This is a genomic window from Stenotrophomonas sp. SMYL41 (assembly GCF_036319965.1).
In the GTDB taxonomy this organism is placed as follows: domain Bacteria; phylum Pseudomonadota; class Gammaproteobacteria; order Xanthomonadales; family Xanthomonadaceae; genus Stenotrophomonas; species Stenotrophomonas maltophilia_R.
Genome location: NZ_JAWIRX010000021.1, coordinates 1 through 13,374, shown reverse-complemented (window position 1 = coordinate 13,374; position 13,374 = coordinate 1). Strand labels below are relative to the sequence as shown.

Below are 13,374 nucleotides of genomic sequence, written 5' to 3'. Positions count from 1 at the left end.
CGCCGGCCGGCACCGCCCAGCGCTTATTCCAGCGCGTAGCGCAGGGTGAACAGCACGGCCACCAGCCACACCGCTGGATGCACTTCGCGCCAGCGGCCGGTGCCGGCCTTCAGCGCCGCATACGCGATGAAGCCGAACGCCAGGCCGTTGGCGATGGAGTAGGTGAACGGCATCGCCAGCGCACACAATGCGGCCGGCACCGATTCGGTCAGGTCGCTCCAGTCCACTTCCACCAGTTCGCGCAGCATCAGCCCGGCCACGAACAGCAGGGCAGGCGCGGTGGCGTAGCTGGGCACCATCGCCGCCAATGGCGAGAACAGCAGCGCGGCCAGGAACAATGCCGATACCACCAGCGCGGTCAGGCCGGTGCGGCCGCCCACCTGCACGCCCGAGGCGCTTTCGGCAAAGGCCGTGGTGCTGCTGGTGCCGAGCATCGAACCGGCCACGATGGCGGTGCTGTCGGCCAGCAGCGCGCGGCCGAAGCGCTTCTGCGCGCCCGGCAGCTTCAGCAGGCCGGCGCGGCCGACCACGCCGTACAGGGTGCCGGTGGCATCGAACACTTCCACCAGCACGAACACCAGCACCACCTGCAGCAGTACCGCGATCGGCGCACCGCCGTCATGGTGCAGCAGGCCCGGCAGGTCCAGCTGCAGGAAGGTCGGCGCCAGGCTCGGCGGCAGCGAGACCAGGCCCTGGTACTGCACGTCGCCCAGCGCCCAGCCGGCGCCGGTCACCGCCAGGATGCCGATCAGGATCGCGCCGCGGATCCGGCGTGCTTCCAGCACCGCGATCAACAGGAAACCCGCCAGCGCCAGCAGCGGCGGCGCCGTGTTCAACGGGCCCAGCGCCACCAGCGTGTCTTCATTGCCGACGATCACGCCGGATTTCTGCAGCGCGATGATCGCCAGGAACAGGCCGATGCCGGCCACGATCGCCGAGCGCAGCGACGAAGGAATGCCCGACACCAGCCATGCGCGCACACCGGTCAGCGACAGAACAAGGAACACCAGGCCGGAGATGAACACCGCCGCCAATGCCTGCTGCCACGGCAGGCCGGCGGCACCGACCACGGTGAATGCGAAGAACGCGTTCAGGCCCATCCCCGGTGCCATGCCGACCGGGAAGTTGGCGGCCAGCGCCATCACCGCCGAACCCAGCGCGGCGGCCAGGCAGGTGGCCACGAACACCGCACCCGCATCCATGCCGGTGGTGCCGAGGATCTCGGGGTTCACGAAGACGATGTAGGACATCGTCAGGAAGGTGGTGACACCGGCCAGCAGCTCGGTGCGCACGGTGGTGCCGTGCTGCTGCAGCTGGAACAGGCGCTCGAACAGGGACATGGGGCTTCTCGCAAAGGTGTCGCCAGCAAGCAGGCGACCCACAGAAGGAGAAAGGCCGCGCGAGCGCGGCCTTTCCTGTTGCCTTACTTCAGCGCCTTGAAGCGCAGGCGCTTCGGCGCAGCGTCGTCGCCCATGCGGCGGCGCTTGTCTTCTTCGTACTCGCGGTAGTTGCCCTGGAAGAACTCCACGTGCGAGTCGCCTTCGAACGCCAGGATGTGGGTCGCGATGCGATCCAGGAACCAACGGTCATGCGAAATGACGAAGGTGTTGCCCGGGAACTCCAGCAGCGCATCTTCCAGCGCACGCAGGGTTTCGATGTCCAGGTCGTTGGACGGTTCGTCGAGCAGCAGCACGTTGCCACCCTGCAGCAGGGTCTTGGCCATGTGCAGGCGGCCACGCTCACCACCGGACAGCGAACCGACCATCTTCTGCTGGTCCTGGCCCTTGAAGTTGAAGCGGCCGATGTAGGCGCGCGACTGGATCTCGATGCCGTTGATGTTGAGGATGTCCAGGCCGCCGGCGATTTCCTGGAAGACGTTGTGGTTGCCTTCCAGCGCGTCGCGGCTCTGGTCCACGTAGGACAGCTTCACCGTCGGGCCGACCACGATCTCGCCGGTGTCCGGCTTTTCCTGGCCGGTGATCATCTTGAACAGGGTCGACTTACCGGCACCGTTCGGGCCGATGATGCCGACGATGGCGCCGGCCGGCACCAGGAAGCTCAGGTTGTCGAACAGCAGGCGATCGCCGAACTTCTTCGAGACGTTCTTGAACTCCATCACCGCATTGCCCAGGCGCTCGCCCGGCGGGATGAAGATTTCATTGGTCTCGTTGCGCTTCTGGTAATCGACCGACTGCAGCTCTTCCAGGCGGGCCAGACGGGCCTTGCCCTTGGTGCGGCCGCCCTTGGCGTTCTGGCGCGACCACTCCAGTTCCTTCTGGATCGCCTTCTGGCGAGCCTTTTCCTGGTTGTCTTCCTGCTTCAGGCGCTCATCCTTCTGGGTCAGCCAGTCGGTGTAGTTGCCCTTCCACGGAATACCGCGGCCGCGGTCCAGTTCCAGGATCCACTCGGCGGCGTTGTCCAGGAAGTAGCGATCGTGGGTGACCGCCACCACGGTGCCGGTGTAGCGCGCCAGGAACTGTTCCAGCCATTCCACCGACTCGGCGTCGAGGTGGTTGGTCGGTTCGTCGAGCAGCAGCATGTCCGGCTTCTGCAGCAGCAGGCGGCACAGCGCCACGCGGCGCTTCTCACCACCGGACAGCTTGCCGACGATGGCATCCCACGGCGGCAGGCGCAGCGCATCGGCGGCCACGTCCAGCTGGTTTTCCAGGGTATGGGCGTCGCCAGCGGCCAGGATCGCTTCCAGGCGCTCCTGTTCCTTGGCCAGCGCGTCGAAGTCGGCGCCTTCCTCGGCGTAGGCGGCGTACACCGCTTCCAGCGCGGCCTGGGCCTGCAGCACTTCGCCCACGCCTTCCTCGACCGCTTCACGCACGGTCTTGGTCGGGTCCAGTTCCGGTTCCTGCGCCAGGTAGCCGACCTTGATGCCCGGCTGCGGGCGGGCTTCGCCCTCGAAATCGGTGTCCACGCCGGCCATGATCTTCAGCACGGTGGACTTGCCGGCGCCGTTCAGGCCCAGCAGGCCGATCTTCGCGCCCGGGAAGAAGGACAGCGAGATGTCCTTGATGATCTGCCGCTTGGGCGGGACCACCTTGGACACGCGGTTCATGGTGTAGATGTATTGCGAGGACATGCGGTCTCCGTAGGCGCGGTCCTGCACCCGACCCGTCACGGGAACCTCCCGTTGCGGCAGCGGGCACAGACTGAAATGGAATACCGCCAATTATAGCCGGAACCGGTTCCGGGCCGCGCCCGGGAGGGGGCGCCGGGCTGGCCGCGGCCTGAATACCGCGTCACAGTCCTGCAGCAGGAAGCGTTTCCAGCCGGAAACGGTTCAGATCGGGTGCGCAATATGGGCTCACCACCCACCCATGCAGAGGTCTGACATGCGCATCAATCGAGTAATGGCCAGCGCCGTGGCCTCTGTACTGGCGCTCGGCGCCGTGGCCCCGGCCTTCGCCGACGACGACCACCGCCGTGGCCATGACCGCCGCGAGTGGCGCGAGGATCGCCGCGAGTGGCGCCATGACCGCCGTGACTGGGAGCGGGATCGCCGTGAAGCCCGGCGCGACTACCGCCATGACCGCCGTGAATGGCACCGCGACCATGACCGCTACTACCGCCCGGCACCGCCGCGCGTGGTCTATCGCCCGGCCTATGGGCCCGGCTATGGCTGGAAGGTCGGCCACCGCTATCGCGACTACTACCGCGGCCCGATCTATGTGGTGAACGACTACCCGCGCTACCACCTGCGTCGTCCGCCGCATGGCCATCACTGGATCCGCGACGACCGCGGCAACATGCTGCTGGTCGCCATCGCCACCGGTGTGATCGCCCAGTACGTGCTCAGCAGCCGCTGAGGATCGCGGCCGGGGTCGGATCCCTTTCCAACGGAAAGGGCTCTGACCCCACACCATCAATCGAAACCATACGGGGCCGGATTCCTTCGGGGATGCCGGCCCCGTCCTTTTCGGCCCCGGCAGCCCGGTGCGGGGCTACAATCGGGAGCTGAGCCGTACCCCTTTTCCCTGCCTGCTGGAGTACCCGATGTTCCCGCGTGACGTCCGCATCGAATCCTACGATCCCGAACTGGCCAAGGCCATCGCCGCTGAGACCCAGCGCCAGGAAGACCACGTCGAGCTGATCGCCAGCGAGAACTACACCAGCCCGGCGGTGATGGAGGCCCAGGGCAGCCAGCTGACCAACAAGTACGCCGAAGGCTACCCGGGCAAGCGCTACTACGGTGGCTGCGAATACGTGGACATCGCCGAGCAGCTGGCGATCGACCGCCTCAAGCAGCTGTTCGGCGCGGACTACGCCAACGTGCAACCGCACAGCGGTTCGCAGGCCAACCAGGCCGTGTACTTCGCCCTGCTGCAGCCGGGTGACACCATCCTCGGCATGAGCCTGGCGCACGGCGGCCATCTCACCCACGGTGCCAAGGTCAATGCCTCGGGCAAGCTGTTCAACGCCGTGCAGTACGGCGTGAACGACCAGGGCCTGATCGATTACGACGAAGTCGAGCGCCTGGCCCTGGAGCACAAGCCGAAGATGGTCGTGGCTGGCTTCTCGGCTTATTCGCAGGTGATCGACTGGGCGCGCTTCCGCGCCATCGCCGACAAGGTCGGTGCCTACCTGTTCGTGGACATGGCCCACGTCGCCGGCCTGGTCGCCGCTGGCGTCTACCCAAGCCCGCTGGAGCACGCCCACGTGGTCACCTCGACCACCCACAAGACCCTGCGCGGCCCGCGCGGCGGCATCATCGTCGCCAAGGGCGCCGACGAAGACCTGGTCAAGAAGCTGCAGTCGATCGTGTTCCCGGGCATCCAGGGCGGTCCGCTGATGCACGTCATCGCCGGCAAGGCCGTGGCCTTCAAGGAAGCGCTGGAACCGGGCTTCAAGGCCTACCAGCAGCAGGTGGTGAAGAACGCCCAGGCGATGGCCAATACGCTGATCGCGCGCGGCTACAAGATCGTCTCCGGTGGCACCCAGAACCACCTGATGCTGGTCGACATGATCGGCAAGGACGTGTCCGGCAAGGACGCGGAAGCCGCGCTGGGCAAGGCCCACATCACCGTCAACAAGAACTCGGTGCCCAACGACCCGCGTTCGCCGTTCGTGACCTCGGGCCTGCGCCTGGGCACCCCGGCCGTGACCACCCGCGGTTACGTCGAACAGGACTGCGTGGATCTGGCCAACTGGATCGCGGACGTGCTCGACGCACCGAACGATGACGCCGTCATCGCCCGCGTGCGCGACGCGGTCAGCGCGCAGTGCCGCAAGTACCCGGTCTACGGCTGATCGGAGCAGGGGTCAGAGCCCTTCCCTGCGGGAAGGGATCCGACCCCGAAGCCCGGATCGAAGCAGGGGTCAGATCCCTTCCCGCAGGGAAGGGCTCTGACCCCGGTATCGGAGCAACCGCGCATGGATGAGCGCCACCTCAAGTACCTGTACGCGGCGTTGGCGGTGTTGTTCGGCCTGCCCAGCCTGTTCTTCGGCGGCGCGGGCGCCTGCATCGCCCTGGTCATGGGCGTGATCGGGCTGGTCTCCCTGGACGCGGACAAACTGTGGTTTGCCGCCGGCATGTTTGCGTGGGGCTCCTGCGCGATCGCGGGTCTGGTGGCCTGGGTTGCACTCAGCATCTTCTGGCTGCGCGATGGGGCACGCGGCCTGCGCATGGCATCACGCCGCTGGTGGTGGCTGCTGGGCATGGGCGTGCTGGCGGGCCTGCCCATGCTGGCGATGGCGCTGTACTACTTCTCCGAGCTTGGCCCTTCCGTGCTCAGCGGACTGTTCGCCGGGCCGTCCCTGTTGGTGCCTGCCGGCATGCTGATCCTCCTGTGGCTGCGTGTTGAAGCCGTGGACCCGCCATCCGCGCCGGCACGGGCGTCGGAGTAACGCCGCATGGATGAGCGCCGCGCCCGGTACCTGTATGCCGCCCTGGCGGTGCTGTTTGGCCTGCCCAGCCTGGTGATGGGCGGTGCGGCGGCGACGATGCTGCTGCTGATGGGGTTGGGCCAGTTCGGCCATGGCACGTTGGCCTCGGTGACGGTGATGCCGCTGTGGGGCCTGGCCGGCATTGCCGGCTGCCTGGCCTGGTTGTGGCTGAGCGCGGGTTTCCTGATGCAGGGGCGCGCCGGGCTGCAAGTGCGCCCGGTCTGGTGGTGGATGCTGCTGGCCGGAGCGCTTGCTGCATTGCCTCCGTTGGGCCTGGCGTTGTGGTGGGGGGCCACGGTCCACGCCGAGGGCATTACCCTGTTGCTGCTGGGCCCGTCGATGCTGGTACCGGCTGCGATGCTGGTGTGGATCAAACGCCGCGCATGACGTGGCCCGTGGAAGGACATCGAACGCATGGATGAGCGTCATCACAAACGCTGGATGGCCATTGCCGGCCTGCTGGCGGGCCTGCCCACCGTGGCCGCCGGAGGCACGGGGGCCGTGCTGGGGCTGATGGTCGCATGGGATGGCAAGTATCTGGCGGGCGACGAGCACACGCTGTTGCTGCTGTGGTCGTCGGCCGGACTCATCGGCCTGCTGTCCTGGCTGTGGCTGAGCGGCCTGTTCCTGTGGCGCGGCCTTGCCGGCCTGCGCCAATCGCCGGTTGTTGCCTGGGTCGGCCTGGCGCTGGGGGTGCTGGCCGCGTTGGCCGTGGTCGCCGCCACGTTGTACCTGACCTTCAAGCACGGGGAGATCTCGACATTGGGCTTCCTCGGATTTGGTCCGCCTCTGCTGGTGATGGCCGGGCACCTGGCGTGGCTGCGCTGGGCACGCGCGGCCACGCCGCCGCCCGCACCCGGTTGAGCGGGTCGTCCAGATCCCCTGGGAGGCTCTGATTGGCCGAAATGCAGGCGCTTGCGTGCAGACGGCATTTGCTGCTGCGCCCCTTCTCAGGTACCTTTGCGACGCTGCCATGACCGTGGCAATAGGTACTTCCCTGAGCCAGGCGTTCCATGCATTGCCCCTTCTGCCAACATGCCGATACCCGGGTCATCGACTCGCGCGTCTCCGAAGACGGCGCGACGATCCGCCGTCGGCGTGAGTGCGAAGCCTGCGGCGAGCGCTTCAGTACCCTGGAAACGGTGGAACTGAAGCTGCCGGCGATCATCAAGAGCGATGGCACCCGCGAGGCATTCGACCAGCGCAAGGTCCGCGCCGGCTTCGACCGCGCGCTGCAGAAGCGTGCGGTGGCCGAAGACAAGATCGAAGCAGCGGTGCGTGCAGTGGTTCACCAGCTGCGCATCAGCGGTGAGCGCGAAGTGCCCTCGATCAAGGTCGGCGAGTTCGTCATGAACGAACTGCGCAAGCTCGATCATGTTGGCTATGTGCGCTTCGCGTCGGTCTACCGCAGCTTCGAGGACGTCGCCGATTTCCGCGAGGAGATCGAGAAGCTCGAGCGCGACCTGCCGTCCAGTACCGAGCAGCTGCAGTTGCTGGGCGATGTCATCGCCCTGACCAAGAAGAAGAAGGGCTGACCGCCCCAGCCTTGGTTGGCACCGATGCCGCCGCATCCACTGGTGGGTGCCAACCGTTGGTTGGCACCGATGGCATGGATCAACACCAACGGCGCTACCATGGCCGCATGAGCCCCCCGTTCTCCGTCCTCGACCACCTGCACATGGCCAACGCACTGCGCCTGGCCGAGCGCGCCGCCTACACCACCCGCCCCAACCCGATGGTGGGCTGCGTCATCGCCCACGGCGAACGTGTGGTCGGGCAGGGTTGGCACCAGCGCGCTGGCGGTCCGCACGCCGAAGTGTTCGCGCTGCGCGAGGCCGGCAGCGAAGCACGCGGTGCCACCGCCTACGTCACCCTGGAACCCTGTGCGCACTATGGGCGCACGCCGCCGTGCGCGCTGGCCTTGATCGAAGCAGGTGTGTCGCGCGTGGTCGCGGCGATGCGCGATCCGTTCCCGAAGGTCGATGGCGGTGGCTTCGATCTGCTGCGGAATGCCGGCATCGAGGTCGCCGAAGGGCTGATGGCGGCGCAGGCGCGTGAGCTCAACAAGGGCTTCCTGTCGCGCGTGGAGCGCAACCGGCCGTGGTTGCGGGTGAAGCTGGCCGCCAGCCTCGATGGCCGTACCGCGATGGCCGATGGCAGCTCCAAGTGGATCACCGGGCCGGCCGCACGCGAAGACGTGCAGCACTGGCGGGCACGCGCCGGCGCGATCCTGACCGGCGCCGAGACCGTGCTGGCCGACGATCCGATGCTGACCGTGCGCCTGGCCGACACCGAAGTGATGCCGCCGCTGCGCGTGGTGCTCGATTCGCGCCTGCGCTCGCTCGAATGCAGTCGCGTGCGCGAGGGTGGGGCACCGACGCTGTACCTGCACGATGCAGCCGTGAGCGCACCGGATGCGGCCGACGCCGAATTCGCCAGCGTGCCCTGCGTTGATGGGCGGCTGGACCTGGGCGCCGTACTGGCGCTGCTGGCCGAGCGCGGCATCAACGAGGTGCATACCGAAGCCGGCGCGACCCTCGCCGGCGTGCTGCTGCGTGCGGGCTGGGTGGACGAACTGCTGCTCTACCAGGCGCCCACGCTGCTGGGCGACAACGGCCGGCCACTGCTGGCCGGCCTCGGCATCGATGCGATGGACCAGCAGCGCCGCCTGCGCGTGGTTGACCAGCGCCAGGTGGGCGAGGACATCAGGCTGCTGCTGCGCCCGTGAGGGAATGACGCGGAACAGGGGCGATGCCCTTGTGGTCAGGCATCCTCGTCGTCTTCTTCGCCGACCGGGCATTGGCCCTTCCACTGCTGCTTCCACAGCGCATGCAGGTTGCGGCAGTACGCGCCCAGTGCCTCGCCCGGCAGTTTCTTCGCCTTCAATCGCAACTGGTGACGGGTAAAACCGTCGTCGTACTCATGGGGCAATACCAGCACGGCGCACTGATCGTGATACATCAGGAACGCGTGGCAGTCGTCGTCTTCGCTCATCCACGCATCCAGCTGCCTGTCGCTCAGCAGGGTTGATTCGAAGGCAACCGATGGGATGACCGAGAAGGTCGTGATCCTGGACTTGGGTACTTTGGCTTGCCCGCACGCCGTCAGCGCCAGCAGCGCCATCAGCATGACCGTGGTCGACGTCGTACGATGTTTCATGCGGCTGCCCCGGTGGAAGAGGGCAACAGCATTGACCATGCAGGCCGCGCAGGGCCATGCAACGGTTCTGAAAGTGCGGATGCAGTCGTCATCCGCGACCACGAGCCGAGCGTGGGCTCGGCTCTACACGTGCCTCACGCGCACTCGTCGGTCCACATCATCTCGGCCATCGGGCGCAGCGCCTTGCATTCCTGCGTCATCTCATCGGCAGACTGCACCTGGGCCTTGGCCTTCAGTTCCTCGGCCATCGCATCCACGCCGCTGAGCTGGTCCGGCGCGATCTTCGCCACGCAGGCGCGATGCTGCTGCAGCAGCAGGTCACAGCCCGGGACGCCGGTCACCTTCGGTGCGCTGGCCGCCTGCGCGTCCTGCATCCAGTCCTCGAACGGAGCCAGCGCGCCGGTCACGGTGCCCACCAGGTCGTCGAAGTTGCCGCTGTACCAGTAGCCGTTGTCCTTGGCCGGGTACAGGGTGAAGGTGCCGCTGACCGGCACGCGCGCACCGCTCTGCAGCGCCTGGGTGTAGGCGTCGGTGAACTGCTTGCGCGAGGCCGGGCTGGCGTCGGCTGCAAGGCTGGCGGCGAACAGCGGGCGCACCTTGCCCAGGTCGGGCACCTGGCAGCTGAAGGTGATGCGCGCCAGCTTCTGGTCTTCCACGTACTCGTTGTCTTCAATCACGCTCTTGCTGGCGCGGCACTTCGAATCACGCAGCGCCTTGGCATACAGCGCTTCGGTGGCGGCGGCATCGACCTTGGTGCCGGTACTGGCCAGCACGGTCTGCCACGGTTCGGCCAGCGCCTTGGCCAACGCACCCGGGTTCGGGGTCACGGCATCCTGGCCTTCGAACGCCGGCTTCAGCGCATCGTTGAGCGTGCGGGTCGCAGCCGCATCATCTTCCAGCAGCGCGCGTGCGTACAGATCGAAGGCCTGTTCGGGCGTCAGCGTGGCCGGCGCGGCGCCAGCCAGCAGCGGGGCAGCCAGCAGGGCGCTGGCCAGCAAGGTACGCAAGGGGGTCTTCATGACGGTGTTTCCTGTTCCAGAGGCGCGCAAGCCTAGCGCATCTGCGTGGATTTTCGATGGCGCGATGGGGTCACGTGGCAGTGCGCGCGGGCCAAAAAAAACGGGCCCCTTGCAGGGCCCGTTCGATCGCACGACGAGGATCGGGCAATCAGAAGCTGGCGCGGACGCCGACCGAGTACTGGGTGACGTCGCGGTAGCCGGCGATTTCGCCCACCACGCCCCAGGTCTTGGTGAAGTTGATCTGGCCGCCGACGGTGCCGACCCAGGTGCCCTTGTAGTTGTTGCCGCCATCCATGTAACCGGCCTTGGCCCAGGCTTCGGTCATGCGCGACGGCTTGCCGCGGATACCCATGGTGACGCGGCCCAGGTTGGTGTGGTCCTTGCCGTGGTAACGCACGCCGTCATAGCGCAGGGTCGATTCGGCGTTCTGGCGGACCCAGGCGGCATCGGCGGTGAAGTCCAGGCGGTCGGTCCACGGCATGTGGTAGCCGATACCCAGCTCCGGCTGGTTCAGTTCCAGCTTCAGCGAGTCTTCGCCGTAGTGGCGGGTCTTGCTGGTGCGCGACCAGCCACCGAACACGTAGACCTGCTCGGCCAGCGCGACCGAGCCACGCAGGTAGCCACCGTCGACCTTCGGGTCGTCCAGTGCGTTGTCGTCAACCTGGACCTGCGTCCAGCCGCCTTCCACGTAGGTGTAGCTCAGGGCGTCGGCCGAAGCCGAGAACGGGGCGGCGGCCAGCAGGGCAGCCACGATCAGGATCTTGCGCATGGGAATTCCTGTGAATTTCAGTCCATTGGCGGGCCTGCCGTCGCGGCTGCCCGTGGCGACCTCATGTCGTCCGCTGCGGATTTTAATGAAAGTTTTACAAAATGCGAGAGACGGCCGTCACAGGCTGGGGGCCGGGTTGGGGGTCGGATCCGTTTCCCATCGGGAAACGGCTCTGACCCCAGTACTGCTGTGCCACCGAGCCATGGGGTCAGAGCCCTTTCCTGCGGAAAGGGATCCGACCCCGTTCAGCACGGGCTGGTACACTAGCCGCGCCGGTTCGCCGGTACACAAACGTCTTCAGGGCGGGGTGCAATTCCCCACCGGCGGTAGGTGCGCAAGCACAAGCCCGCGAGCGCCCCGGCCCACGGCCGGGGGTCAGCAGATCCGGTCCAATGCCGGAGCCGACGGTCATAGTCCGGATGAAAGAAGACGGTGCCACAGGGCTCATGCCCTGCGTGCGCCTGTTTGCCTTGCGGCGTTTTTCGCTCACATTCCGCGGAGAACGTTACTTGTTTACTGGAATCATCGAAGGCGTCGGCCGTCTGGCCGCACGCGAATCCATCGGCGGCGATGTCCGCTTCACCTTCAATGTCGGGAATCTGCCGTTCGACAACGTGCAGATGGGCGAGAGCATTGCCATCAACGGCGTCTGCCTCACCGTCATCGCATTCGACGCCAGCAGCTTCCAGGCCGATGCCTCCACCGAGACCCTGGGCCTGACCACGCTGGGCCAGCTGGGCGAGGGGGCGGTCATCAACCTGGAGCGCGCCATGCGCCCGACCGACCGCCTCGGCGGCCATCTGGTCAGCGGCCACGTCGACGGCCTCGGCCAGGTGCTGTCCATCCACGAAGACGCGCGTGCCCAGCGCTGGCGCTTCGCCGCGCCGGCCTCGCTGCGCCGCTACATCGCCAAGAAGGGCTCGATCTGCGTGGACGGCGTCAGCCTCACCGTCAACGAAGTGGACGACGAAGGCTTTGAAGTCGCCCTGATCCCGCACACCGTGGCCAACACCGCCTTCTCCGCCGCAGGCGTGGGCAGCGCGGTCAATCTTGAAATCGATCTGGTCGCCCGTTACGTCGAGCGATTGATGGGTGTGCCGACCAACGGTCAGCACCCGCATGGAGATGCAGCATGAATTTCGCCCCGATTCCGGAAATCCTGGAAGACATCCGCCTGGGCCGCATGGTGGTCATCGTCGATGACGAAGACCGCGAGAACGAAGGCGACCTGATCATGGCCGCCGAACTGGTCAAGCCGTCGGACATCAACTTCATGGTCACCCACGGCCGTGGCCTGGTGTGCCTGCCGCTGACCCGCACCCGCGCTGCCGACCTCGGCCTGGCGCCGATGGTGCAGGCCAATACCGCGCAGTTCCAGACCAACTTCACGGTCAGCATCGAGGCCGCCGAGGGTGTCACCACCGGCATCTCGGCGCATGACCGCGCCCACACCATCCGCACTGCAGTGAAGCCCAACGCCAAGCCGTCGGACCTGCACCAGCCGGGCCACATCTTCCCGCTGATCGCCCAGCCGGGCGGCGTGCTGACCCGTGCCGGCCATACCGAAGCCGGCGTGGACCTGGCCATGCTGGCCGGGCTGGAACCGGCCGGCGTGCTGGTGGAGATCCTGAACCCGGATGGCAGCATGGCGCGCCGCCCGGAGCTGGAAGTGTTCGCCCGCGAGCACGGCCTGAAGATGGGCTCCATCGCCGACCTGATCGCCTACCGCCTGGCCACCGAAAAGACCGTCGAGCGCGTGGACGAGCGCGAGATCGAGACCGAGTTCGGCCCGTTCAAGCTGGTGACCTACCGCGACCGCATCGCCCACGACCTGCACTTCGCGCTGGTCCGTGGCAACCCGGGTGCCGAAACGCCGACCCTGGTGCGCGTGCAGGTGGAAAACCCGCTGGCCGACCTGCTGCACTGGCGCCGCGATGATTTCGGCGTGGCCGCCACCGATGCCCTGCGCGCGATCGATGCCGAGGGCGCGGGCGTGATGGTGGTGCTGTCGGCCCCGCGCGATGGCGAAGCCCTGCTGGCCCGCCTGCGCCAGCAGCCGGCGCCGGTGGTGCCGGGCAAGGACAAGGACGTGGGCCAGTGGCGCCGCAACGGTGCCGGCGCTCAGATCCTGTCCGACCTGGGCCTGGGCAAGCTGCGCGTGCTGGGCACCCCGCGCCGCCAGATCGGCCTGGCCGGGTACGGCCTGGAAGTGGTGGAGACGGTGACCCTGTAATGGGGATTGCCGGCCAGCGGCCGGCACTACCGGTGGGTGCCGACCCCATGCCACCGGTGGGGGGGGGCCGGGGGGGGGCGCCCCCCCGGGGCCCCCCCCCCCCCCCCGGGGGGGCCCCCCCCCGGCGGGTTACCACCAGAGGGGGGGGCCCCCCCGCCCCCGGGGGGGGGGGGGGGGGGCCCCCCCCCCCCCCCCCGCCGCCCGCACCCGGTTGAGCGGGTCGTCCAGATCCCCTGGGAGGCTCTGATTGGCCGAAATGCAGGCGCTTGCGTGCAGACGGCATTTGCTGCTGCGCCCCTTCT

Annotated in this window: 14 protein-coding genes and 1 riboswitch; of the genes, 9 read left to right on the top strand and 5 right to left on the bottom strand. The window is 67.4% G+C overall.

Annotated features, from left to right (window positions below):
* Positions 1–23: 23 nt before the first annotated feature.
* On the bottom strand, positions 24–1,340 hold the full coding sequence (locus V3B30_RS19485) for an NCS2 family permease (protein ID WP_262083098.1): 1,317 nt from the start codon (positions 1,338–1,340) through the stop codon (positions 24–26).
* Between the two features lie 83 nt (positions 1,341–1,423).
* Complete coding sequence (ettA, locus tag V3B30_RS19480; protein ID WP_005408049.1) at positions 1,424–3,088, bottom strand: energy-dependent translational throttle protein EttA; 1,665 nt, start codon at positions 3,086–3,088, stop codon at positions 1,424–1,426.
* Between the two features lie 253 nt (positions 3,089–3,341).
* Here ettA and V3B30_RS19475 point away from each other — a divergent pair, with 253 nt between their 5' ends.
* The 7 genes from V3B30_RS19475 (at position 3,342) to ribD (ending at position 8,620) form a co-directional block, all read left to right on the top strand.
* Positions 3,342–3,815: an RcnB family protein gene (locus tag V3B30_RS19475; protein ID WP_100471260.1), complete on the top strand. Its 474-nt coding sequence runs from the start codon at positions 3,342–3,344 to the stop codon at positions 3,813–3,815.
* A 187-nt stretch (positions 3,816–4,002) separates the two neighbouring features.
* Positions 4,003–5,256, top strand: coding sequence for a serine hydroxymethyltransferase (gene glyA, locus V3B30_RS19470; protein WP_010481990.1), 1,254 nt, complete (start codon positions 4,003–4,005; stop codon positions 5,254–5,256).
* A gap of 123 nt (positions 5,257–5,379) precedes the next feature.
* Positions 5,380–5,853: a hypothetical protein gene (locus V3B30_RS19465; protein WP_262083099.1), complete on the top strand. Its 474-nt coding sequence runs from the start codon at positions 5,380–5,382 to the stop codon at positions 5,851–5,853.
* Between the two features lie 6 nt (positions 5,854–5,859).
* Positions 5,860–6,279 (top strand): hypothetical protein, encoded by a 420-nt coding sequence (locus V3B30_RS19460; protein ID WP_262083100.1) that lies wholly within the window; start codon positions 5,860–5,862, stop codon positions 6,277–6,279.
* 27 nt (positions 6,280–6,306) lie between these two features.
* A complete protein-coding gene (locus V3B30_RS19455; RefSeq protein ID WP_262083101.1) occupies positions 6,307–6,756 on the top strand; it encodes a hypothetical protein in 450 nt (149 codons plus the stop codon).
* 149 nt (positions 6,757–6,905) lie between these two features.
* Positions 6,906–7,427, top strand: a complete 522-nt coding sequence (gene nrdR, locus V3B30_RS19450) for a transcriptional regulator NrdR (RefSeq protein WP_087921508.1) — start codon at positions 6,906–6,908, stop codon at positions 7,425–7,427.
* 107 nt (positions 7,428–7,534) lie between these two features.
* Positions 7,535–8,620 carry a bifunctional diaminohydroxyphosphoribosylaminopyrimidine deaminase/5-amino-6-(5-phosphoribosylamino)uracil reductase RibD gene (ribD, locus tag V3B30_RS19445; RefSeq protein ID WP_262083102.1) on the top strand — a complete coding sequence of 362 codons (1,086 nt, stop codon included), beginning with the start codon at positions 7,535–7,537 and terminating at the stop codon, positions 8,618–8,620.
* 35 nt (positions 8,621–8,655) lie between these two features.
* Here the strand turns inward: ribD and V3B30_RS19440 are convergent, their stop codons facing one another.
* The 3 genes from V3B30_RS19440 to V3B30_RS19430 all read right to left on the bottom strand — a co-directional run bounded on the left by V3B30_RS19440 (position 8,656) and on the right by V3B30_RS19430 (position 10,839).
* A complete protein-coding gene (locus V3B30_RS19440; RefSeq protein ID WP_238381524.1) occupies positions 8,656–9,090 on the bottom strand; it encodes a hypothetical protein in 435 nt (144 codons plus the stop codon).
* Between the two features lie 95 nt (positions 9,091–9,185).
* Entirely contained in the window at positions 9,186–10,070 is an 885-nt protein-coding gene (locus V3B30_RS19435) for a hypothetical protein (RefSeq protein ID WP_262083103.1), read from the bottom strand.
* 148 nt (positions 10,071–10,218) lie between these two features.
* Positions 10,219–10,839: a hypothetical protein gene (locus tag V3B30_RS19430; protein ID WP_014035962.1), complete on the bottom strand. Its 621-nt coding sequence runs from the start codon at positions 10,837–10,839 to the stop codon at positions 10,219–10,221.
* A 289-nt stretch (positions 10,840–11,128) separates the two neighbouring features.
* A riboswitch (FMN riboswitch) is annotated at positions 11,129–11,274 on the top strand.
* A gap of 74 nt (positions 11,275–11,348) precedes the next feature.
* Here V3B30_RS19430 and V3B30_RS19425 point away from each other — a divergent pair.
* Together V3B30_RS19425 and ribB are read left to right on the top strand one after the other, a co-directional pair.
* Complete coding sequence (locus tag V3B30_RS19425) at positions 11,349–11,975, top strand: riboflavin synthase (RefSeq protein ID WP_262083104.1); 627 nt, start codon at positions 11,349–11,351, stop codon at positions 11,973–11,975.
* On the top strand, positions 11,972–13,072 hold the full coding sequence (gene ribB / locus V3B30_RS19420) for a 3,4-dihydroxy-2-butanone-4-phosphate synthase (protein ID WP_100471268.1): 1,101 nt from the start codon (positions 11,972–11,974) through the stop codon (positions 13,070–13,072). The genes V3B30_RS19425 and ribB overlap by 4 nt, the downstream gene beginning before the upstream one ends.
* Positions 13,073–13,374 lie beyond the last annotated feature (302 nt).

Bases quoted from the DNA above. Each gene is read 5' to 3' on its own strand.
- nrdR (WP_087921508.1), top strand. From the start codon at position 6,906: ATGCATTGCCCCTTCTGCCAACATGCCGATACCCGGGTCATCGACTCG.
- ribD (WP_262083102.1), top strand. From the start codon at position 7,535: ATGAGCCCCCCGTTCTCCGTCCTCGACCACCTGCACATGGCCAACGCA.
- V3B30_RS19440 (WP_238381524.1), bottom strand. From the start codon at position 9,090: ATGGTCAATGCTGTTGCCCTCTTCCACCGGGGCAGCCGCATGAAACAT.
- V3B30_RS19485 (WP_262083098.1), bottom strand. From the start codon at position 1,340: ATGTCCCTGTTCGAGCGCCTGTTCCAGCTGCAGCAGCACGGCACCACC.
- V3B30_RS19455 (WP_262083101.1), top strand. From the start codon at position 6,307: ATGGATGAGCGTCATCACAAACGCTGGATGGCCATTGCCGGCCTGCTG.
- ettA (WP_005408049.1), bottom strand. From the start codon at position 3,088: ATGTCCTCGCAATACATCTACACCATGAACCGCGTGTCCAAGGTGGTC.
- ribB (WP_100471268.1), top strand. From the start codon at position 11,972: ATGAATTTCGCCCCGATTCCGGAAATCCTGGAAGACATCCGCCTGGGC.
- glyA (WP_010481990.1), top strand. From the start codon at position 4,003: ATGTTCCCGCGTGACGTCCGCATCGAATCCTACGATCCCGAACTGGCC.
- V3B30_RS19465 (WP_262083099.1), top strand. From the start codon at position 5,380: ATGGATGAGCGCCACCTCAAGTACCTGTACGCGGCGTTGGCGGTGTTG.
- V3B30_RS19435 (WP_262083103.1), bottom strand. From the start codon at position 10,070: ATGAAGACCCCCTTGCGTACCTTGCTGGCCAGCGCCCTGCTGGCTGCC.
- V3B30_RS19460 (WP_262083100.1), top strand. From the start codon at position 5,860: ATGGATGAGCGCCGCGCCCGGTACCTGTATGCCGCCCTGGCGGTGCTG.
- V3B30_RS19430 (WP_014035962.1), bottom strand. From the start codon at position 10,839: ATGCGCAAGATCCTGATCGTGGCTGCCCTGCTGGCCGCCGCCCCGTTC.
- V3B30_RS19475 (WP_100471260.1), top strand. From the start codon at position 3,342: ATGCGCATCAATCGAGTAATGGCCAGCGCCGTGGCCTCTGTACTGGCG.